The organism is Mesorhizobium sp. WSM4830 (assembly GCF_055811495.1).
The window spans coordinates 1-21069 of record NZ_JBVVQI010000053.1; the positions used below are offsets into that span (position 1 = coordinate 1).

Genomic DNA, 21069 nt, shown 5'->3' on the forward strand with positions numbered 1-21069 from the left:
CGGCCCGACCCAGCGGCATCGCAATGTGCCAAGAGGGCGTTGTCAAAGGGACCATCAGAGGGAAGGAACCGTCGCATGCAAGTTATCACGATTGGATTGGATATCGCCAAGAACGTCTTTCAAGTTCACGGAGTCGACAATGCTGGAAACGCGGTGCTCCGCCGAAAAGTTCGGCGCGATCAGCTTATCCCGTTGCTTCGCGATATGCAGCCGTGCCTCATCGGCATGGAGGCCTGCGCGACGGCGCACCATTTGGGCGCGGGAGCTGATTGCACTCGGGCATGTGGTCAAGTTGATGCCGCCGGCTTACGTAAAGGCCTACGTTAAGCGCAACAAGAACGATGCGGCCGACGCGGAAGCGATCTGCGAGGCGGTGACGCGACCGACAATGCGGTTCGTGGCTGTCAAATCGGCGGATGCCCAGAGCATTCTGATGCTTCATCGGGCTCGCCACCTCTTGGTTCGGCAGCGCACAGCGCAAATCAGCGCGATGCGGGCGCATCTGGCCGAGTATGGCGTCGTCGCACCGAAGGGCCGGGCCCATGTCCGTGGTCTAATCGAAGCTCTTGATAAGGGCGATGGGCCGCTCCCCGCGATGGCGCGACAGGTTCTTATCCTCCTCGCCCGAACGATCGAGGGGCTTGGCGCGCAAATCCGGAAGATCGAGATCGAGCTTCTGGCGTGGTATCGCACGAACCAGGTCTGCCGGCGGTTTTCAACCATTCCCGGAATTGGCTTCATCACGGCGACCGCCCTCGCTGCCACCGTCGTCGACGCAAAGGTCTTCCGCTCCGGTCGTCAATTCGCTGCTTGGCTCGGCCTTGTTCCAAAACAACATTCCTCCGGTGGCAAAGACAGAATGGGAGGAATCTCGAAGATGGGAGATCGCTATTTACGGCATCTCCTCGTCGTCGGCGCCACGGCGGTCATCCGATACACGCGGCGAAAAGCGACGACCGTCAGCACCTGGGCGAACCAGTTGCTCGAGCGTAAGCCGGCACGGCTGGTCACAGTCGCTGTCGCCAACAAGGTAGCGCGGATCGCCTGGGCGGTGATGGCGCGTGAGGAAAACTACCGCGCGACGCCGTCAATGGCTCGAGGGTAACGACATCCAGTTTGGGCAGGAGAGAACGACATCGGTGATGCAGATCCGGTCAAGCCGGGGATCGGGAGAACCTGAGTGATTCAACGCGCATCGCAGCGCGGCAGCTTGATGAGGGCTCGATCCACCGACACCATCATGGCCAGCGGCCTGAGGCCGCACAAAAACAGGCCGAACACATGAATGAACCTGACCGCTTCAGTATTGCCATTGTCAGAATCTTCTTGCTCAACGGGGGCCGTCCACACATGAATCACAAACAAGCCAAAAGTGGAATACAGGCCTTGATGCATGCGCAAAAGCGGCAGGTGCATTCGTTTACAGTCGGGCACCAGTTCCTGCTCGATGTGCGAACCCCCAGATTAACGACAGTTGGAACGAGGATACACTAACGTCGTTGCAGCGGTCTGCCCGAACAAGTCGCCTCTGACTCCCTGCCCCGTCTTGGTCGGATTCGCGACACACCATGGTGCGCAGAATCGGACACGACCATCGGATGATCGCGAGGCAACGTGGACAAGCCATCAGGTGCACCGCTGCACTTTTCTGACCAACAAAGACATGCTTGCAGCTGATGTAGCTTCCTTCGTTGCTTTCAATCCGTTGCGGTTTGTCCGCGGCAGATTTCGCCGCCTTCCAAGGTGATCAAAAAATCGAGCCAACTCGACTGATCGACGAATAACCTTTTTTTCTGGTGGATGTCAGGTATTTAAATTTAGTCTGAGGGGAAAGAGATCGGCCAAGCAAGGGACCTTTAGCAACAAAATCCCGGACAGTTTCCGAGAAAGATCGGATTGTTTTCAAAGTTTGGACGCGTCCGCGGACGGCCGCCTTGCCTGCGAACGGATGGTGTCGCTGACTGTCGGTATGGATATCGCTACTGACTGTCGCCAAGTCACTCGCCTCGAGATTGTTGACACTGGCCGCCGGCGCCGCTGGTCGGAGGAGGAGAAGCTGCGGATCGTCGCCTTCGTCGTATGCGTACCCGTAGGGCAAAATGAGAGAGATGCCACCAGCCTGTTACACGGCGTCCGCGTAGTTTAGGCGGGGGACGAATTCGGCCTTAGGAGCGGCTATGTCATTGATGTCCGGCGTGATGCCTATACGTGGAAGGCGGGACATGTTGATCCTTACGATAGCCAAGCCGTGGCGACGTCTTGATAAATCTCCACTGCCTTCAGCACGTTTTCGACTGAAACGGATTCGTCTGGCTGTCCACTCAGCCCGAGGTCGCCGGGTCCTATGATGGCAAAGGGAACGGACAGTCCCTCCAGCAAGACAGTGCCGTCGCTGTAGTAAGACACGCCCTTGATCTCCGGCTTGCGCATCCGGTGACGTGTGCAAGCGTCGTTGCATAGATTGACGAAGTTGTCGTCGGGGAGGCTTTCAACCGCAGGCTTGAAATCCAGGATGCTGATGGCAACACCCTCGGGTGCGATATTTTCCACCCGTGTTATGACCGCGCGGTGATCGACACGCGGAGGCAGTCGGATATCGAAATCAACCACGCAATGGTCAGGAGTCAGGTTGACCGCAGAGCCCCCTTCGATCCGACCAACGCGAATTGTGGGCCCATCGAGAAGCGGATGCGGCGGGCATTCCAAATCCAGGGAGTAAAGGCAGGTAAGGAACGAGTGGATCGCATCGATCGCGTTGATGCCAGGTTCGCCAGAGACGTGACCCAATCTACCCCTCGCAATACCCCGCAGCCACAAAGCCGCCTTTTCAACGATAATAATGTCGAGATCACTAGGCTCTCCGCATAGAAAAGCTCCGATCTCCTTCTTCAGCCCTTGCTCGGCAAATCGTCGAGCACCAAGTAAATTCGCACTTTCTCCAGCAGTAAACGCTAAGATTACATCGCCCTTCAGCATCTGATGCTTTTCCGCCAACTTTCCCGCCGCGGCAATCATGGCAGCAAGGGCGCTTTTCATATCGGATGAACCACGCCCGTACAGCCTGCCTTCCGCAATTTCCGCTGAGAAAGGCGGCCGTCCCCATGGGACGGTACCGATAGGCACGGTATCCATGTGGGACGAAAGGAGCAACGCGGGTTTCTCACCCGTTCCGCGAATTCTGCCCAAAACATTAGCGCGCCCAGGAAGAAATTCATCTAGTTCCGCCTCTATGCCGAGGGCGAGGAGTTCCGCGTGGACGAGTTTTGCGACCTCGATTTCACTACCCGGCGGATCGCAACTGTCGATTGCCACGATCTGCTGTAGAAATCGAATGGGATCGAAGCGCAGTTTACTGGAGCGTGTCTCTTGTGCGGATTCAATTGCCATTCGGACATCCTTTGTTTTTTACGAGAAAAAATGGCGATTTGGCCCGGTAAGAAGCGCAACAGCATAATGACTTAATCGCCGAACTTCATGAATGCAGAAGCTATACCGCCTCTCGGGACGTCATCCGCTCGAAGGATTGTCATCGCGCGCCAGTTTCACTTTTGGCATCCCGCAACGGCCGGGGAGTGCCCACGGCGGACAAGCTTCGAATCTCGACGCGCTTTCCGGACGGAGCCGGGACAAGCCAGCTACTGCAGCCCTGATGGGTAAATAAGAGCGCTTGTGTGAGATACAAACAAGCGCCCGACCTCATCGATGGCCGGACTGCGGATCATCGAAAAATGGTCACCATTGACATACAAGACTTCAACGTCGGGGATATCTTCTACGCCGGTCGCTTCTTGGATCGCGCTTAAGTTCTGCAAGAACACCTCTTTGGTTATGCCGGTGACATTGTCCTGCCTAGGCAGGACCAGCGTCACGTGACAGTTGATCGGCGCATAGATCTGAGCCGACGCTGCGATGCGGCAATTCTTCTCAAAAACCCGCTTCAATTCGCCGATCACGACGTGCTCTGCCGTCGGGGCGGGGGAGTTTGACGTAGTTGGCTTAGATCGGCTCATGTGCAGAAGTTGGTTGAAATCGTTATCGTCCACACGGGCGGTGTGATGCGGGGACAATGATGGCGCCAAAAGGCCATCCATGGCGACAATCCGCTCGATCTTTCGGCCGCGACATCCTACTTCAACGGCCAGGGAATATGCTAGCATAGCTCCGAATGAGTGGCCTACTAGCACCAGCGGAGTATTCGGCTGGTGTTGCTCGACTTCATCGGCCATCTGGCGGACAGCCGCTACAATGTCAGAAGTGCCGTCGTTGGGCGCGCCCAGACCGATCACATCGATGCTCGAATTGACCGAGTGGCGCAGTCCGGCCTCTCCCCCAACGTGGCCGAAAATCCCTTCCACGAAAAAGATCTTCGGCCGGGGTTGTTCGGCTGTTTCGGGAGCAGCAAGCGCGGCCGACAGAATAGGGGATTTCCCGCTGCTCATCGCAGCGAACTGGCGCTCAATCTCCTGGAGACTGGCGCCGTCAGAAAGCAAGCTCAGTGGTACACGGGTAGCGCTCAATTCTTCGAGTGCCAAGCGAAGCTCGACCAACTGAAAGGAGTCAACACCGTTGTCGGACAAGGAACCGTTTATATCTAGCGATGCCTTATCTACGCCCAGGATCTCCGCCGCCGTCGACAGAACTGGCCTGTCCTCGGGTTCGGGTAGTGTATCAATGCCATGCACTAGGTTGCTAGGAATAAGTCTGACATCCTGCATCGCGCAGATCGGCCTTTGCTTGGCGTCGCGAAGGATGGCGTGGCGTTTGCCGTCAACCCGGGCCGAGATAGTTCCAGCATCGGCGGAATTTGCCGCGTCGCGTAGGCTGACCGAACCTATGCTGGCCGTAAGAAAGGGCGTTTCCTGCCCTGGAACAGTAATCTCGAAGTTCGCCGCCTGCAACATCGCATTCAGGGCGGTGGTTAGTCCGGTCAATCCGGTGGCGCTGGAGAGCGAACAGAGCCGAGCATGAAATGCCTTTTCGGTACGCCAGCTACTTTCAATCCGCTTGTACTGTGGACCATATTCCAGCCCCTGCCGGGCAAATTGTGCATAGAGGCTTTCAGAGGCGACGGTCTTACCGCGTTGCCCCATAGCGGAAGGTTCAGCTTCATCAGGCCAACTTGCGATAGAGTCTACCACGGCCAAAGCATTCCGCGTCCAAGTCTCTTCTTTCCCTATCGTCCAAGAATAAAGCGCAACCCTTGGTCGGTCAGCACCTTCTAACTGAATGCCAATCCGACATCTGCTTTCGGCCGTGTTCAGAACGATAGGCGCTTCAAAAACCACATCATTCAACTGATTCTCAGTGGCGTGGCCTAGATTGGAAAGGAAATCGAAAATCATCGCCAGCATTCCAGCTCCGGGGACGACATAGTCGCCGTTCACCCGATGCTCCTGAAACCAATCGGTTTCCCGCGGCGATATGTCGAACACCGTGGTCTTGCGAATGGTACCTTTGCCGAGAGGTGGAAGCGAGGTCGTGTGTTGTTCGGCGCCCTGGATGCGAAACGCTGTGCTGGCGATTTCACGCTGGCTGAACCGATAAGTCGGCATCGGGACGAGCAAACCACCCTCGGTGTTGTTAAGCTTATGCCAGGGCACAGCATAGCCCGCCGCAAACAGATCGGCGATTTTCTCCGCAACTGGATTGCCGGGACGGCCTATCCCCGGTACCACACCGAATTCAACTCGGGCATTGTGCCCAGCCGTGGCGCGAGTAAAGGTGCTCAGCGCCTGTCCAAGGCCCATCTCAAGAAAAATTGGTGCCTCAATTTGATCCAGCACACGCTCCACGGCCCCCATAAAATCAACGCAAGATCGCATTTGCGTAGCCCAGTAGCCTCGCGAGAATGGCTCAACCGTCTGCGAGGAACATGTGGGGAAAATTGGAATTAGCGGAGTCTGGGGTGCGAGAACGGGACCTCTGTCGCGTAGAGCTTGCGACGCTGGCGCCATAATCTCGCTGTGAAAGGCATTCGCGACGTTGAGGCGGTGGTGCCTTAGCCGATTTTCCGCACAATAGTTCTCAAGGACCTCAAATCCAGCCTCTGGACCGGCCACGACTGTCCGATCGGGGCTGTTCTTGCAAGCGATTTCGAAGCCGAACTTGAGCAGTGGAGCCTGCAAGGACCCAGCATCTGCGTCAACCTGGCACATGAAGCCCTTCTCAGGCACTCGTTCCATTGCCACGGAGCGCGCGACAATCAGATCTAATGCCTCCTCCAGAGCAAGCACGCCGGCAGACACTGCGGCAGCGATTTCCCCCACGCTATGCCCAACGACCCCCGCCGGGTGAATTCCACATGACAGCCATAAGGCGCTCAGCGATAGTTCGACGGCAAAAACAAGCGCCTGATCATGGATCGTGTTTGATCGACCACATACGAAACTATTCTTTCCGGTTTTCGGGAGAAACGCACCAATCTTTTCGGTAAAGACCCTTTGGCCCAAACGGGACCGTAAGCCGTCGAGAATTTGGTTGAAACGGTCCTGAAACGCCTTGATGCCGTTGAGATGGGCTAGGACATCCCAGTTCAATTGCATTCCCTGCCCCGGAAAGATCCAAATTAGATTTGCCGAACTCTGTCCGTCAGGCAGCTGCATCATCGGTTCGCCAGAGTGGATACTATAGCTGCCTTTATCTCCATAAAGCACGCCTCGGCGCGCGCTGAAATGACGTCGCCCACGCGACAAGGTTTCGACCAAATCGGACCTGCTAAAGTCGATGCCAGACAAAAGGAAATCTTTTAATGCAGAAGCAGTGGCTTCAAAGGCTGGGCTCGATTTCGCCGACACTGGAAGGACAGTGCCGATTGCTTGTGTCATGTCACTGTCTCCCTTGATCTTCCGCCATGTACACCTTGCAGGATGGTGTGGGCATTTGTGCCCCCCATCCCAAACGCGCTTACACCGCCAAACAGCGGGCTCGAATGATCGAGCGGCACCGGCTGGCTAGTCACCTGAATGTTTTCATCCGGCCGCAGCCGGGGATTTAGTTCGTGGAAATGGCAGGTGCCCGGAAAGACAGCGTGATATAAACTTAGGCAAGACTTGATGAATCCGGCGACCCCGGCCGCTTCGTCGAGATGGCCAATGTTGCCCTTGATGGAGCCAACTAGGCATGGCGCATCGCGTTTGGCTTTCCTCAGACTCTGCCCAATGGAACTCCACTCGATGGCGTCCCCGACTACGGTGCCGGTCCCGTGTGCCTCGACAAAACTCAGCGCATCTGGACCCAAGCCAGCATTGCGCAAAGCCTGCGTGATTACGTCAGCCTGGCCCTGGGGGCTTGGTGCGGCAAAGTTCATCCTGCGGCTGCCGTCATGGTTGACCGCGCTACCGGCGATGTTCGCATAAACTGTGTTGCCGTAACCGATAGCATCGCTGCTCCTTTTCAGTACAACGAGGCCGCCACCGTTTCCAAATACAGTTCCGTCGGCTGCAGCATCGAAGGGGCGACAAAGACCTTTCGGGCTGCGGACCGATCCTTCGACATAGTCGTACCCTGTCGGCTGAGGCCAAATCACCGAAATGCCACCGGCCAGTGCGATATCGCATTCATCGTTCAGCAGTGCTTGCCGGGCATAGTGAATTGCCGCCAACGACGTGGCGCAAGCCGCCTGAATCGTGACGCTCGGTCCCGTGAGGCTAAGGCGATAGGAAACCGTGGATGTCAGGTAGTTTCGGTCGTTGCCCAGCCGTTGCTGCAGCGTGTTGTCCTCGCGAAAACAGACATCGGTCCTGCTTTTGCGCAAGGGCTCAAGTTCATTCATTAAATATGTACTGAGCCCGGCACCCGCGAACAGTCCGATGCGGGTATCGGCCCCGTAGCCGGCATCACCGGAATGTTCAAGCGCTGACCAGCATAATTCGAGAAAAATCCGTATCTGCGGATCCGTCCTGTAGGCTTCAGCCGGAGAGAGCCCAAAGAATTCGTAGTCAAATGAATCCACGTTCTCAAGCCGTCCGAAACTTGGAACAAAATATCTGGAACCTTCTTTCGCCTCCTCTTTGGCTGCGTCGTCGATGCCCTTCGTGATCAGACAACGCCCGCCCGCCAGATTCTCCCACAGCGCCTCCGTCGTTACGGCCCCGGGGAAACGACCGGCCATGCCGACGACGCTGATGTAGTCGTTTCGCCCCTCAAATCGCACGGGACGGGGGGCATCGAACTTGACTGGACTCCTGGTTCTCTCAAGATGAGTCTCCAGCGCGGCAACGGTGGGAAAGCGATAAAAATCGGCTACCGTCAAATCAGGAAAGGTGCTAGCAAGCTCCAGCTCAAGCGACATGAGCTGAAGAGAATCGAAACCGATGTCGCTGAATCGGCTAGAAGCTGTGAACCTCGCGTCGGGCACCAGCTTGCGGATCGCTGCCGCTACCTTCATGTCGTCGGTTGCTGCTCCCTGGTCTAGGACGGACAAGGATGTCTCTCCGACACTTATCTCAGCAGCGCGGCGTTTGAGTGACGGATAATCTATCTTGCCGTTCTTCAGACGTGGCATCTCGGCCAACTTCGACACCCGGCAACGGAACTGACGTCCGAGTTTGACTACGATGTAATCCACCAGATCGTCCGACGGCGGCTCCGGAAGTTTAGGTTCGTATGTAAAAAAGACTCGAGGCTCCTGTCCAAACGCCGTTGCATGCGGAGCAATTGCAGCAGCATCCAGAATGCCTTCGCGCTGACGAAGGACCAATTCTATCGCCTCCAACGAAATCCGGTTGCCACGCAGTTTGACTATCCGATCGCTGCGTCCCACCAAATGAATATTGCCGTCGTCATCCACAAGCCCAACATCACCCAACACTGTCGGCGCGGAGAACCCTTGCCCCGAGTCGATCGGGAACTGGACCGCCAGGTTGCCAGCCACGCCCGCCGGAAGTGGTTCGTTCCGGCAGCCTAATATAGAAACCTTTGTCCCTGCGATCGGCCGCCCAATATGGGGCCGGTCTGGCCAACCATCGGGTGTCCCTCCCAGGACATGGGCGGTTATGTCCTGGGTTTCTGACATGCCATAATGGTTGATGAGGGTCGCGCCTGTCTTAGCGAACCAGCGCCGAATATTGTCACTGACCTCTAATGTAGCGCCGGCAACAATGACCATTCGCAATTCCCGGCAAGGCAGGTTCTGTTCCAACGCTGCGTTGGCCGCTCCTTCCAGCAGCACCGTTGGGAGATAGATTCTGTCCAACGCCATTTCGTTCACGAACGACGCGAGGGCGCCTGGACTCGACCTTAAATTCGGCTCCGCGAAGACGAGGGTGCGCCCTCCAGCCAGGGTCGCATAGATTTCGTGATACGCTATATCGTGCACAAGTGAAGACAGCTGAGCCATGCGATGTGCCTCGGGCAGACTGTCGAGATGCCATTTCACCAGTTGGTCCAATTGTGCAGCCGGAAACCGGATAACCTTTGGTTCTCCGGTGGATCCTGAAGTCATGACTGCATAGGCGTCAAACTTTGGGGATGGGATCCGCTCTCGTGACCCGACCAGAAGGCGAAAACCTGCAACCGGCGTGTCGCAAGGAGCGAACCCCTCCGGCCGATCGAAATCCTGAAACGCCTCCTCCGTCACTAGGATCGCCTCCGCACCTGTGCTTTCCAATTGCTTTAGGTGCAAATGGCTGTCGCTTTCATCCAGCCGAAGAAAACACCCGCCTGCCATATTCACCCCGACAAGAGCCGTGATTTCCTTAGCCTCGCGCGGACCGGCATAAGCGACCGTCGGATTGCACCCACCGATCCGCCTCTGAATATGGCTGGCCAATTGATCCGCAATGCGGATTAGTGACAGGTAGGAATAGCTGTCGCGTTGACCTTGTATCGCCTCACGCTCTGGGTTGTCATCGGCTTGCTGGCGCAATGCGTCCAGAAAAAATGGCGTCATAGCTGCGGGAGTTCCGGTGAAGTCAACCACGTCCTTCGGACGGGCTGTAATGGGCTGTCTTGGTAGCAGGTAGGCTTTCATGCGGCCTGCCAGATAATCGAGCGAACTCTGGTTCATCAGGCCATTGGCAGCCTCTAGCCGGCAAATCAACCGTCCGGAAGCATCACGCCAGTGATTGGCGACGATCAGATACGGTGTAAGGGACGGTGCCGGTTCAAAGACTCTTGCGATCGATGGGCTGGAAAAGCTGAAGATCCGACGACGAACGACCAGAACATCAAACAAATTGTTAGCCTGGCCCAATTCCGCAAAACCAGGTGAGGCACTGATCTCCTGATACGGAACGCGTCCGATGCGGGCTGAGAGTTCCAACTGCGCTAGCGCCCATTGCGGCACTTGGCCGAAACCGGTCCCAAAACAGGGGCCTTCAATCAATGGCGGTATCAATGCCAATCCTGGACTTCCAAAATATCCAAATTCAGGGCAACTGTCCGGAACGCAATCTTGCGGGACAGCTGCGATAATCTGCTCGTTGTTAAATAGATTCGCGGTCGCGAATTGCAGTGCGGCCAGAAGAGCCGCCTCAGTTTCGTCACGGCCCCAACTCTGCTCATCTGGTGCAATGACAAACTCGCTCAAAGTCGGTCGCGGCGTGCCCATGTGGTGGAACCTGGCGCGCAGATCGCCGAGATCCTCGATGTTCTCAGCGAGGCGCGACACCGCTTCCCAATCGCCTTTCGTCGGTGGCTCTGCCAAAGGGACTCCTACTAGGGTGCCGCAGCCCCTCTCGATAGTAGTTTGGCCCGAAAGGCTTTGCAAGAACAACAGTAATGATCGATCCCCATCGCAGATGATGTGGTGAAAAAGACAGAAAATGTAGCTCTTGCCTTCACACTGGACAAGTTGTAAACGCCAAGGAAAGCGCGCCATCAGTCCAGATGGCTGTCCTATAAAATCTAGATACAGAGCGGCAAGTTTCTTTACCGATGAGCAGGCCCTCTCTGGGAGAACAACCTCTTTTAGGAGGTCAGAGCCTATTTGGCGGATCCAAACATGACGCGCCTCACGGCGGACCAGCCTCGTATTTAGGAAGACGTGCTGCGGTATAATAGGCATCAGCGCTTCATGTAGCTGCCGGGTCGACAATCGTGTTGTCATTTCTATTGCGCAGCATATGTTGAGATCCTTGCGCCGCGGATCAAGCGCGTCTAGAAAGCACATCCGCTCCTGCGATGAATTCAACGCAAATTCTGCAACTTCCTGTTTCACCTTGCCGCCTCCAATCACGCTGCACATGACCCGCTGCCTTTCGGCGGGGCAGCTACAATCACCTCGCAAAGAGAATCCCGCAAAACTGATGCCAATTGCGTTGACCTGGCGGAAGAAGGGCTTTGCGCCGTTTTCTCGGCAACTTGCGCAAGCACCATGGGAGATTGTGCAATAATCTATTGTGTCGACGATCCGACAAGCCCACAGCACGTGTCGCACACCGCTTGTCCCCTGTGCATGGCAAGCAATTCTTCACGTACCTGCCGGATAAGCACAGCACATCGTTGGGAAGAGCGTGCCATCGCCGACTGCGGTGGGCAGCAATGGACCTCGCGTGCGCTTTTTCGAATCGCCGAGCTTCAAAACTTCGCCAATGAAACCGGCTATCCATCACGGTTGCCACCACCCGCCCGGGACCAGCAAATGGAACCGGAAGAGCATCGGCTCTTCGCCTTCATCACGCAGAACTGGCGCGGCAGGCCGCTCGTCAGCCGCGAGGTCATCGTCCAACTGATTGGAGCCACCACGACGGACAAAGGCCTCGATGTCCAGTGCTGCCTCGGCAAAAATGCCTATCCAAGGCAATCAAGGTCACCGACGCCGAAATGGCCGCCATCAACCTCAAGCACGACGCCTTCTCGGCGGAATGGAATTACACAATACCACCCGCCACCCGTTAGAATGGAGCGGTTATTCTGTGTCGGGCCGGCGCTTAGTCCTCGCGCGCGAGCTCTTATGAGGAGCATCGCTGCTTTTTCAGGGCTCCGCGAGGCGGCGATCGCCGACGGGTAGATCGTCTTCAAGCGCGGCCCGTTCCGTATTCTTCAACCGTATGCTCACCAGGCCGAGGCGCATACCGCTGCAGCCTCCCAGGATCCTACGTCGAATTGGATGGGGCTGCGCCAAAGGCGGCAGCCCCGTGTCGGGTGTTCCTCTTGGTGGAGTATTCCTACGGATTTTGGGTGTAATCGTTCCAGACGTTGTCCAGCGAACTATCGGCCCACACGGGATTTTCATGCGCTCCGCAGAAGGAGAGCCACTCGGCCGTCGGACGGCACCGTGCGGCTTTCTCCACATAGCGATACAACTCATCGATGTGCTGGGCGCGGTCGGCGAGGGTGCGGAAGCGAGGGTCCTCAGCGACCTCGGGACTCCGCCGAATGCCAGAAAGTCCGGCCAATTGCGATCCGAATACGGCAGCCGGCACGCGTAGCCAACTGCGTTGCGAAACGGTTTGTGCATGGAACCCATCTTACGCGCCCAGCCAATGGGTCTCATCGGAGGGAATGCAGCGCTGCCGAGGTTCTCGTCCAAGTTCAACGCGACCAAGGTCTCGAACATCGGCACCTCGATTTCGCACCCGTCCATGCGCCAGCCGCTGATGCCACGCCGCAACAATGGCCATGGCAGTGGCCTGTCCGACGATCTTGTCGCAGATCATTATATTGTGGTTCGCCGCTCACGCGCCGGAAGAGGTCGGCGATGCCGAAACCTGCCGGGATCACGTCATCGTAGGCATGGCGCTTGGCGTAGGATCCCATTACAACGGTGCCCAGGTCGAGAATGCCCAGGCCCCCGGAGAGGTCACCTCCGGTTGCCCAAGTACCACGTCAGTCGCGGCGAGGCGCAGATCGCAGGCGAGACATGATGCCGACCCTAGCCAATCAGGGTGCTCGCGAGTTGGAAAGCGTTGCTCTGTGCCAAGGGAAGATCGGACATTTGGAACCTTCATCTTTTGGAGCGGGCCATTCCCGCCTGATGGCTCCGACAGTGTCCAGCGACCGGGCGCGATCACTGCATACGAAGCCGACGCGGCGGCAGCTTGGCCAACCAACCGCCATTGGGACATGATCGTATCCCGTTGAAGACATTTCCGTTCGGATCCCGACATACTGAGGCGCAAGTATTCGGCCGTTGCGGCTCGGAACACATGGCTTGCCCTTCTTGCTCGCACAATCTCTTAGGTGGGCACGCCAATTGCGTGGGGACACGAGTGAAGGATCCGTTTTGACTATAGCGGCCCCGTTCGAGGAGGTACATGTGCGAGTAGGCATCGTTTGGAACCATGATCATACGGGCATCATCAACCGTTTCGGTCAGTCTTGCCCGGAGGGATACGCCCGCGAGACGGTCGAAAGCGTGGAGGCTGCGCTGCAAGAGGGAGGCCACGAGACGCTGCTGTGCGAAGGCGATAAGGGACTGTTCGCTACGGTCGAGCGGTTCATGCCCCCCAATCGGCAAGCCCGCCCCTCCGGAATCGTCTTCAACATGGCGTATGGAATTCAGGGCGAGTGCCGTTACACCCACGTCCCGGCCATGCTCGAGATGGCCGGCGTTCCGTACACGGGATCAGGCCCTCTCGGGCATGGGCTGGCACTCGACAAGGTCATCACCAAGCGGCTTATCCGCGATTGCGGCGTACCGACGCCAAACTTTCGCATCATGAATAGCGGCACTGAAAGTACCGGCGACCTGCGATTCCCATTAATAGTAAAGCCACGTCACGAATGCGAGAGCTTCGGAGTGCAACTCGTGCATAGTCCCGCTCAGTTGAGGCAGGCCGTCCAAGTGATCGTCACTCAATATGCGCAGGACGCGCTCGTGGAAGAATACATCGAGGGGCGAGAAATCACCATCGCACTGCTTGGAAACCAAGAACTCGAGGTGTTGCCTCTGGTGGAGCGCGACTTCGGCGATCGCGAAACGAATTTTGCCACATGGGAAGAGACGCCGCACAGGATTTGCCCGGCAAGAATCGGCAGCAAGGTTGCGACGAAGGTTCGCGGCATTTCAGTTGCGGCCTTCCGAGCATGCCATTGTCGCGATTATGCCCGCGTCGACATCCGGATCGACCGCTCCGGCCAGCCCTTTGTCCTAGAGATCAACTCCATGCCGGTACTCGGTAAGGGCTCCCTTTATACTCAGGCCGGGATGGCCGCCGGATACAGCCTCTCAGGCTTGGTCAATCGCATCCTCGATGTTGCTCACACACGGTGTTTCGGAATCGGCATACCGAAGAACGCGCGCGTAGAATAGGGCAGTCGCTCTGCAGTTTATACGATTTCCCGTTTATTAAAACCTTTTGCTAGTGCCGTCACCTTAACTTGGCATGAAGCGGGCGGAGGTTCGATAGCCGTTTTCACGCAGGCGTCGGCATCATGGCAATCCGGGTCCACGTTCCATGAGGCCCTGAAGCTCGCGATGTTGCCCAGCCGGAAGAGGCGGCGGCCGGATGCCCGGATGTCAACTACGAGGAACTGCTTCATGTTGGCCGGCGCTTCGTCCATCGGGATGCGCTCGCGACGGCCTGCGGACGTGTTGCCGATGCGACGCTGGGAATCCGCAGCACCGCCATCTGGCGTGAAGCCAGCACAGCCAGCGCGTCGGATTCCAAGAATTCGGCGCCTAGGAGGGCAGGCAACCGAATGGCATGTCCGCTATGGCGGTCGCGGCGTGATGATCTAGATGTGAGCTTTCGGGAGGTTGTCCATTCGGACCTGACCGAGAAGACTGGAGTTACCAAGCTTCAGATTCGCCGGAGGGTCCGAATGAACATCCATAAGAATGCCCGTCTGACGCCGCTGCGTCGAGAGGAAATGGCGCTGTCGGTCATAGAAGGCAGCCTTTCCCAAGCCCAGGCGGCGTTGAAATATGCGGTCACGGCGAAGGTCGTGGTGCGTTGGGTCGAGCGCTATAAAGCTGAGGGCCGGGCCGGCATGGCCGACCGCTCGTCGCGGCCCAAGCATAGCCCCAGCGCCACCGAGCAGCCGATCGTCGAGCGGATCGTGGCGCTGCGGCGTCAGCGCTTCACCGGCCAGCACATCGCGCATGAGGTTGGCGTTTCGCCGGCGACGGTGAGCCGGGTGCTTGCACGGGCGGGCCTGTCGCGATTGGCGGACTTGGAGCCAGCCGAGCCGGTGATGCGCTACGAGCGCGAGCAGCCAGGCGAAATGATCCACATCGACATCAAGAAGCTCGGCCGCTTCGAGCGCGTCGGCCACCGCATAACAGGTGATCGCAAAGGCCAGTCCAACAGCCGCGGCGTCGGCTGGGAATTCGTCCACGTCGCCATCGACGACGCCTCGCGCATCGCCTTCTCGCAGATACTGCCGGATGAAAGGAAGGAGAGCGCCGTCGCCTTGACGAGAGGGTCAGGACGCCGCCGCCCCCTTTTGGCTGTCACAAACGAGCGATCCGTCGGCCGGATAGCTCCGTCCTTCCAAGCAGTCCGCAAACTCGCCAGGAAAAGGTCGATTGGCTGAGCTGTTCCGTCAGGGCGCATGGCCGGCGGAGTATCGGCAAGCGCAGCGAGTCGCTCCTGCACGGCACGGATATCGCGCAATAGCAAGACAGAATCGAGCCCGGCGTAGATTTCCTGCAGACGGGAGCGGACTGCATCTGAGGTGCGAGGGTCGGCAACCAGACGCTGATGGGGCGTAGCCGGCGGACGATACGTCTTGCGCACACGCGCGCCGTCGCGCTGCTTCGCGATCAACTTGAACGATGGCTGAAAGAAGTTCACGAAGAGCCGCGCTGACCGGTAGAGCTTCGCTAGCAGCGTGGCGGCCTCCAGCCCCTCGAACCGACGATTTCCGACCATCCTACGCACCACGGCGCCATTCTTCTGCTCGACAAAGGCCTGGTCATTCTTGCGGTAGGGGCGGCAGCGCGTGAAGACGACGTTGGCGCGGCGCAATAGGCCTTCAACGTCTCGTTCATGAAAACGGTCTCGTTGTCCGTATCCAGGCCAGAAGCGCGAAGGGCAGTTGCTTGCGCAATTCTGTGAACACCGTGCTCAACAGCGTCTGTTCGCGAACCAGCAGCGGCACACATTCCGTCCAGCCAGTCGCGATGTCGGTGATCACGAGGGTTTGGATGAAGCTGCCGCGAGCCGAAGGGCCGCTATGGGCCGATTGTGTTGAAAAACTCCGGCTTGAAGCAGCTCTGAAGCACTGATTCAATCTCCTTGGTAAAGGAGATTGAGTCGATGATCGGCGAACCGACGGTGATGCAGGAGGCGCTGTTCTACGAGTTCAGCATCGAGCGTCACGTCCCTGCTGACCATCTGTTGCGCTCGATCGACCGCTTCGTCGACCTGTCGGGGCTGCGCTCGCATCTGCGGCCGTTCTACAGCGAGATCGGTAGGCCCTCGATCGATCCGGAACTGATGATCCGGATGCTAATCGTCGGCTACTGCTTCGGCATCCGTTCCGAGCGCCGGCTTTGCGAGGAAGTGCATCTGAATCTCGCCTATCGCTGGTTTTGCCGGCTTGGCCTGGAGGGTGATGTCCCCGATCATTCCACCTTCTCGAAGAACCGGCACGGCCGCTTTCGCGACAGCGATCTGCTGCGCGAACTCTTCGAGACGACGGTGCGCCGTTGCATCGAAGAAGGTCTCGTCGGCAACGAGGGCTTCGCCGTCGATGCCAGCCTCATCAGGGCGGACGCGAACAAGCAGCGCTCTGCCGAGGGATCGGAGCAGGTCGACTGGGAGACGATGGCGGCAACGCGCCGCTCGGTACAGGAGTATCTCGACACGTTGGACGATGCCGCGTGGGGTGCAGCGAGCGAGGTGAAGCCGAAGTTCATATCGAGGTCCGACCCGGCGGCTCAGTGGACGGGAGCGATGAAGGGGCATGCCTTCTTCGCCTACGCCACCAACTATCTGATCGACCTGGATCACGCCGTCATCGTGGACGTCGAGGCAAGCCGGGCCATACGCCAGGCGGAAGTCGGCGCGGCACGCACCATGATCGATCGCGCCCAGGATCGCTTCGGCCTCTATCCGGAACGCCTGGCCGCCGACAGCGCGTACGGCTCGGCCGAGATGTTGGGCTGGTTGGTGCACGAGCGCGGCATCGAGCCGCATATCCCGGTCTTCGACAAGTCGGAGCGTCGCGATGGGACCTTCGAGCGGGCAGAGTTCAGCTATGATCGCGAGCGCGATCTCTACACCTGTCCAGGCGGCAAGGAGCTCAGGCAGTATCGTCGGCGGTTCGCTTCACCCCGCGACGGTGTCGACGACGAGGGCTTCATGCGCTACCGCGCCAGCAAGCTCGACTGCGACGTCTGCGCCCTCAAGCCTCGATGCTGTCCGAACGGTCCAGCCCGCAAGATCCTACGCTCTATCCACGAGGGTGCGCGGGACATGGCCCGCGATATTGCCGCCACCGACGCCTATGTCACCTCGCGTCGCGAGAGGAAGAAGGTCGAGATGCTGTTTGCCCACCTCAAGCGCATCCTGAAGCTGGATCGCTTGCGACTACGAGGACCAAACGGTGCTCGAGACGAGTTCCATCTGGCAGCCACTGCCCAGAACCTCCGGAAACTCGCCAAGCTGATTCCGGTGCCGATGCCGAAACCGGCATGAGGCGGAAGACGTCTGCTCACGACCTGACATCAGTCGATGTCGTGGCCGAGACGCGGCCGACTTTTTCAACGATATCGGCTACGAGGTCCGCCTCAACGAAACCTGGCGCTGGATCGTCCCAATCCGCCGACGTTCTAATGGAGTGCTCCGTCGCAGGGCATGCGCTGCAGGCCGTCGTCGGGGACGTCCCAAGCCTTCTCGGATCGGTCCCAGCGTCCTGTCGATCGTGGCCGCGCTTATCGCCAGCAATTTGCCCCGGATTTCGGGCGCTAGGTCAAAATGACCGTGCCGTTCCATCGCCTCAAGAAGGATGGGCAGCAACGCCTTCAGCCGCTTACCGCAGACGCGGTCGGACGCCTCCCAGAGTAATATGAGCGCATTGCGTCCGCTTCATCATAAATCCGCGGCCGCGCTCGCCGGCCTGCAAACGGGCCCTCACCGCGTCGTAGCAGCCGCATCGCGTGCTTGCGGTGGAAGCCCGTGACGACGACGAACTCATCCACAATTCTCGCCTTCTCCGCTCGCGTCGAAGCAGGATAGCGCTCTGAAACCGCCGTCGTCAGTTCTTTCCTTGTCGCCATCCTCAGCCGTCCCATAGTCGCCCCTGCTCTTACCCCCCGGTAGGAGCAACTTATGTGAGGCAACGGTTGAACATTCAGGAACATTTCGACGAGGCAATGCGCTTTTAGATTGTCGCGGCGCGTCAATCAGGATGACGGGGTCAAATCCTCACTTCGCTTGACAGCTTGAGACAAGGAACTGACAGCGCTAAAAGCTCGGGTGGGGTGAGTGCTTCCTGGTCGTGAGCTGCGGGAGACGGGCGCAGATTCCTTGACGGCCTTCTTTCCGGCATGAGCGCAAGAGTGACGCACCATACATGGCGGCGACCTCAGAGAAGATTAGCCTCACCAGGAGGGTATTGTTATAGGTAGTCGCTCATCGTTTTGAGCTGGAGGGCACCGACACGGCCGAGCCATCCCAGGCGTCGTCGGCGGCGCCGTCGAGATGGCCGTTGGCATCCTGTCCCACTGCGTGAACGACGCCAAGGTTGTTCTCGTGGCCTCGCGCGCTGACCCGCAAGCTGGGCCATCGCGCTCCGAGCGCGGCGATTGCCTCACCTCCCGCATCGGGATGAATGTACGGCTGGTCCTCCGCAAGGTTCACCCGGGGGTGACGTAGCGCCTCGGCAATGCTAAGATCGCGGTCAATGGTGTTGACGATCACCTGGACGATCGCCCCAGGGATGAGTTCGCTGCCCGCTGCGCCGAGCGATAGGAGCACGCGATCTTCGCGGGTCACGATCACCGGGCACATCTCAGTTACATCGCGGGCGCCTAGCTTGGGATCGTACTCCATCCGGTAGCTTTTCGCGGGAAACAGGCCGAAAACGCCATCCGTCGCGCACAGTCCAAAATAAGGACCAATCGACATGGTCAACGCCACTGTTGCGCCTTCAGCGTCCAGCGTCGAGAGATGTGTAGTGTCTCCACGCTCCTTGGCCAGGGCGGGCCGTGCTCCGCGAGGGGCAGTTGTCGGCGGCACCCAAGCCAGACGCTGGACGATCGCCTCGCACCGGGCAGTGACCAATTCTGGACTGACCAGGGTCTCAAGGGCGAGGCCGTCTGGCTTGGGTACAAGTGAGCCGAGGTGCTGAGGGCGGTCAGCAAAGCAGGTTTCGATGACGGCCATCAGACGGCAAGCCTCAGCGCCAGTCAACTCCGGGCTAAAGGTGGGTAGGCGGTCAAGAATTGCCAGCATCTCGATCAGGCTGTGGCCCCAGCCCTGGCGGCCGACGGTCGTAATACGGCAGTTGCGGAAACGACCGTGAAGGACTTCGCCGTCGCGGCTGGCATTGGCCGCGAGATCTTCCGCGCGCCAATGCCCGCCGCGGGCGCGCACCCCTTCGGCCAAGCGCCGGGCGGTCTCTCCAGTGGTGATTGCGGAGGCTCCCCTTGCCCCAAATGCGCGAAGCAGCGCGCCGAGTTGGTAGTGGCGGAATTGTGTCGGTGGGTTCAGGCCGTCCAGATAGGGCCCGGCGCCCCTCTCCGCCATCGCGCCGGCTCGGAGCGCCCAAACCGCGGCGAGACGCCCCGGTACAGTAAACCCCTCCTCAGCCAGCCGCACCGCCGGGGCCGCTACCAGATCGAGTGGAAGCCGACCGTGCTCGGAATGAAGCTTTTCCAGCGCCTGCGGCAGGCCAGGGATGGCAGCGCAACTCAACGGCCCAGACCCGAGCGTATGAGGCAAGTGATGCGGGATGGCGCTCGCCCCGTCGATCGCGGCGAAGCGCCCCTCGGACGTGCGCAAGACGATCTGGCACCGGCCCAGCAGGCTCGCGTTCGCGGGATCAGTGACACATATGGCCAGTGCCGCCGCCACTGCCGCATCCGCCGCAGTGCCGCCAAGCCGCAGCATCTCTGCGCCCGCGTCGGTCGCCGGCGGGGAGCCCGCAGCGATCACGCCACGCCGGGCCAGCTTTGGACCGGCATTCGACAGTGCCATTCCTGTTTGGCCGGTATTCGACATTGCCACTCCTATTTGCGAGAAAGTTGAAGCCTAGCACCGTTACACTGCTTGCTGTCGCAAACAGGGCGCCGCAGAGCATGAGCTTTCCACAAGAGGTGTGCCCTCCGATAGCAGCACTGATCTGTCCGAATCATTTTTATAGCAATGAAACGTATGTTGCAACCCGAGTCCGGGTTTGCTATCGTGCGGCCCAACAGGTTTACCCAACCCGCCTGGAGTCATTGGTAAGGACGTGATGTTCGATACTGTCACCTACAAAATTCAGGACAGCATTGCTGAAATTCGCCTCAATCGGCCGCACCGGCTCAATGCAGTAGTGCAGCAACTGTACGACGATGTCCTGGCGGCTCTCGAACAGTCTGAAAGAGATAAAAACGTGCGCGTGATTGTCCTGACCGGAGAAGGGCGGGCGTTCTGTGTTGGAGCCGATATGAAGGAACATAAGGCCGGCCGCGCGGCGTTCGACAGGCGACAATATCTGATGAGCGAACAAAAGGTGTGTAGACGTCTGCACTTACACCCGAAGCCGGTCATTGCCGCCGTGAACGGCTATGCTCTTGGCGCCGGTGCCGAGATGGCTCTCGCTTGTGATTTTATAGTCATGGGTGCGTCGGCGCGGATTGGATTTCCCGAAATCGGCCTTGGCGCATTCTTTGGCGGCGGCGTCACACACATTCTTCCGCGACTTGTTGGCCTGGCAAAAGCGCGTGAGCTGCTCTTCGTGGGCCGGCACATCGATGGATCGGAAGCGGTTAGGATCGGGCTGGCCTCAAACTGTTTCCCCGACGAGGAGTTCGTTGAAGGCGTCCGCACTATGGCGAGCGAACTGTCAAAGAAGGCGCCATTCTCGATGCAGCTTGCGAAAGAGCAGTTGGCATCGGCTGCTGACGGGACGTTCGACTCAGCGCTTACCGCTGAGCTTGAGGGTATGATGTTCTGTTCAACGACGCGCGATTGGCAGGAGGGCATCGACGCCTTCGCTGAGAAGCGTTCGGCAATATTCCGGGGGGAGTAA

Annotated in this window: 10 protein-coding genes and 5 pseudogenes; 7 read left to right on the forward strand and 8 right to left on the reverse strand. The window is 58.6% G+C overall.

Annotation, left to right across the window (positions count from 1 at the left end):
• The first annotated feature begins 75 nt into the window (after window positions 1–75).
• A pseudogene (locus AC0L2Y_RS32825) lies at window positions 76–1105 on the forward strand (IS110 family RNA-guided transposase).
• 80 nt (window positions 1106–1185) lie between these two features.
• On the opposite strand, the gene AC0L2Y_RS32830 reads toward AC0L2Y_RS32825, so the two are convergent.
• The 4 genes from AC0L2Y_RS32830 to AC0L2Y_RS32845 all read right to left on the reverse strand — a co-directional run bounded on the left by AC0L2Y_RS32830 (window position 1186) and on the right by AC0L2Y_RS32845 (window position 11185).
• Window positions 1186–1416, reverse strand: coding sequence for a hypothetical protein (locus AC0L2Y_RS32830; RefSeq protein ID WP_473562123.1), 231 nt, complete (start codon window positions 1414–1416; stop codon window positions 1186–1188).
• 816 nt (window positions 1417–2232) lie between these two features.
• Window positions 2233–3387 (reverse strand): M20 family metallopeptidase, encoded by a 1155-nt coding sequence (locus AC0L2Y_RS32835; protein WP_473562124.1) that lies wholly within the window; start codon window positions 3385–3387, stop codon window positions 2233–2235.
• 248 nt (window positions 3388–3635) lie between these two features.
• Entirely contained in the window at window positions 3636–6824 is a 3189-nt protein-coding gene (locus AC0L2Y_RS32840; protein ID WP_473562125.1) for an alpha/beta fold hydrolase, read from the reverse strand.
• On the reverse strand, window positions 6821–11185 hold the full coding sequence (locus tag AC0L2Y_RS32845; protein WP_473562126.1) for a beta-ketoacyl synthase N-terminal-like domain-containing protein: 4365 nt from the start codon (window positions 11183–11185) through the stop codon (window positions 6821–6823). Before AC0L2Y_RS32845 ends, AC0L2Y_RS32840 begins: the two co-directional genes overlap by 4 nt.
• A gap of 210 nt (window positions 11186–11395) precedes the next feature.
• On the opposite strand from AC0L2Y_RS32845, the gene AC0L2Y_RS32850 reads away from it, so the two are divergent.
• Both AC0L2Y_RS32850 and AC0L2Y_RS32855 read left to right on the forward strand, forming a co-directional pair.
• Window positions 11396–11950, forward strand: a complete 555-nt coding sequence (locus AC0L2Y_RS32850; RefSeq protein ID WP_473562127.1) for an ISAzo13-like element transposase-related protein — start codon at window positions 11396–11398, stop codon at window positions 11948–11950.
• 1248 nt (window positions 11951–13198) lie between these two features.
• Window positions 13199–14194: a D-alanine--D-alanine ligase family protein gene (locus tag AC0L2Y_RS32855; protein ID WP_473562128.1), complete on the forward strand. Its 996-nt coding sequence runs from the start codon at window positions 13199–13201 to the stop codon at window positions 14192–14194.
• A gap of 17 nt (window positions 14195–14211) precedes the next feature.
• On the opposite strand, the gene AC0L2Y_RS32860 is transcribed toward AC0L2Y_RS32855, so the two are convergent.
• Window positions 14212–14445, reverse strand: a complete 234-nt coding sequence (locus tag AC0L2Y_RS32860; RefSeq protein WP_473562129.1) for a hypothetical protein — start codon at window positions 14443–14445, stop codon at window positions 14212–14214.
• Between AC0L2Y_RS32860 and AC0L2Y_RS32865 the strand changes: the two are divergent.
• Window positions 14416–14496: pseudogene (locus tag AC0L2Y_RS32865) on the forward strand (hypothetical protein); the annotation flags it as partial. The gene AC0L2Y_RS32860 and the pseudogene AC0L2Y_RS32865 overlap by 30 nt on opposite strands.
• Before the next feature lie 210 nt (window positions 14497–14706).
• Window positions 14707–15312: pseudogene (locus AC0L2Y_RS32870) on the forward strand (leucine zipper domain-containing protein); the annotation flags it as partial.
• Here AC0L2Y_RS32870 and AC0L2Y_RS32875 read toward each other — a convergent pair.
• Window positions 15288–16068: pseudogene (locus AC0L2Y_RS32875) on the reverse strand (ISNCY family transposase); the annotation flags it as partial. The pseudogenes AC0L2Y_RS32870 and AC0L2Y_RS32875 sit on opposite strands and share 25 nt — an antisense overlap.
• Before the next feature lie 77 nt (window positions 16069–16145).
• Between AC0L2Y_RS32875 and AC0L2Y_RS32880 the strand changes: the two are divergent.
• The gene (locus AC0L2Y_RS32880; RefSeq protein WP_473562130.1) at window positions 16146–17528 is read left to right on the forward strand and encodes an IS1182 family transposase; all 1383 of its coding nucleotides are present in this window, start codon (window positions 16146–16148) and stop codon (window positions 17526–17528) included.
• 76 nt (window positions 17529–17604) lie between these two features.
• Here AC0L2Y_RS32880 and AC0L2Y_RS32885 read toward each other — a convergent pair.
• A pseudogene (locus tag AC0L2Y_RS32885) lies at window positions 17605–18124 on the reverse strand (ISNCY family transposase); the annotation flags it as partial.
• 340 nt (window positions 18125–18464) lie between these two features.
• Entirely contained in the window at window positions 18465–20054 is a 1590-nt protein-coding gene (locus AC0L2Y_RS32890) for a gamma-glutamyltransferase (protein WP_473562131.1), read from the reverse strand.
• A gap of 235 nt (window positions 20055–20289) precedes the next feature.
• Here AC0L2Y_RS32890 and AC0L2Y_RS32895 point away from each other — a divergent pair, with 235 nt between their 5' ends.
• Window positions 20290–21069, forward strand: coding sequence for an enoyl-CoA hydratase/isomerase family protein (locus AC0L2Y_RS32895; RefSeq protein ID WP_473562132.1), 780 nt, complete (start codon window positions 20290–20292; stop codon window positions 21067–21069).

What these genes read in the sequence shown, in the direction of transcription:
- AC0L2Y_RS32895 (WP_473562132.1), top strand. Translation starts at nt 20,290, where the DNA reads ATGTTCGATACTGTCACCTACAAAATTCAGGACAGCATTGCTGAAATT.
- AC0L2Y_RS32840 (WP_473562125.1), bottom strand. Translation starts at nt 6,824, where the DNA reads ATGACACAAGCAATCGGCACTGTCCTTCCAGTGTCGGCGAAATCGAGC.
- AC0L2Y_RS32835 (WP_473562124.1), bottom strand. Translation starts at nt 3,387, where the DNA reads ATGGCAATTGAATCCGCACAAGAGACACGCTCCAGTAAACTGCGCTTC.
- AC0L2Y_RS32860 (WP_473562129.1), bottom strand. Translation starts at nt 14,445, where the DNA reads ATGGACGAAGCGCCGGCCAACATGAAGCAGTTCCTCGTAGTTGACATC.
- AC0L2Y_RS32830 (WP_473562123.1), bottom strand. Translation starts at nt 1,416, where the DNA reads ATGCACCTGCCGCTTTTGCGCATGCATCAAGGCCTGTATTCCACTTTT.
- AC0L2Y_RS32890 (WP_473562131.1), bottom strand. Translation starts at nt 20,054, where the DNA reads ATGTCGAATACCGGCCAAACAGGAATGGCACTGTCGAATGCCGGTCCA.
- AC0L2Y_RS32845 (WP_473562126.1), bottom strand. Translation starts at nt 11,185, where the DNA reads ATGTGCAGCGTGATTGGAGGCGGCAAGGTGAAACAGGAAGTTGCAGAA.
- AC0L2Y_RS32880 (WP_473562130.1), top strand. Translation starts at nt 16,146, where the DNA reads ATGATCGGCGAACCGACGGTGATGCAGGAGGCGCTGTTCTACGAGTTC.
- AC0L2Y_RS32850 (WP_473562127.1), top strand. Translation starts at nt 11,396, where the DNA reads ATGGCAAGCAATTCTTCACGTACCTGCCGGATAAGCACAGCACATCGT.